This is a genomic window from Stutzerimonas kirkiae (genome assembly GCF_004327335.1).
Classification (GTDB): Bacteria; Pseudomonadota; Gammaproteobacteria; order Pseudomonadales; family Pseudomonadaceae; genus Stutzerimonas; species Stutzerimonas kirkiae.
Window position 1 is genome coordinate 1 of record NZ_QJUO01000081.1, and the last position, 781, is coordinate 781.

Below are 781 nucleotides of genomic sequence, written 5' to 3' on the forward strand. Positions count from 1 at the left end.
CTGGCCAATACCTTCATGGCGGCGGGGTTCAACTGGATTGGTGACCAAAGCCTACCAGGCAAATGGGATTTACAAGACGGCAGTGTCGCCAAGGCTGGTCTGCATGCCGTGATGGGTGGCCTCGTCGCCGAAGCTATGGGCGGGGATTTCAAATCCGGTGCATTGGCGGCGGGTGTGAACGAGCTGTTGGTCGCCAACCTGGATGCTCAGTACCAGGAAATGGACGATGAGCAACGGCAGAAGCTGTTGGTGATGAACTCGCAGTTGATCGGCGTGTTCACGGCGGCATTGCAAGGCGGGGATGCCGAAAGCCTGCAGGTCGCATCGGCGGTGGCAGGGGGCGCGACCAGTTACAACTACTTGAACCATGCTGAAGCCGAAGAGCGTTTGGAGAAACACCAGGCTTGCCAGGCTGGTGATCAAATGGCATGTGATCGACGTGACCAGCTTGATCTGCTTGATAAGCAGCGAGATGAAGAACTGAAGTTCGCCTGCAGGGGAGCACTGGAAAGCACGGCTTGTAAATCACTGCGAGCAGATGCGTTTACCGCGCTAGAAAGCTATGGCCCCTACAAGGACAACGCGGAATGGAGGGCACTGCACGATGACCTCATCAGAAATGATATGGAGGGTTACACTAAATACTCACTAGCCCGGGAGTATGAGAGCGTTCGGGATATTCTGGCGCAGACACCGGCGGGGCTGACAAATGAAGCTGCGTTGGCTATTGTGGCGCTATTGGGTCAGGCTAGAGGGGCTGGGGCGGTTGGTGGGGCAAAAG

Annotated in this window: 1 protein-coding gene; it reads left to right on the forward strand. The window is 56.6% G+C overall.

From position 1 onward, the window contains the following. Window positions 1-781 (forward strand): DUF6862 domain-containing protein (locus DNJ95_RS19120; protein ID WP_165491673.1); only part of this gene is annotated, 781 nt, incomplete at both ends.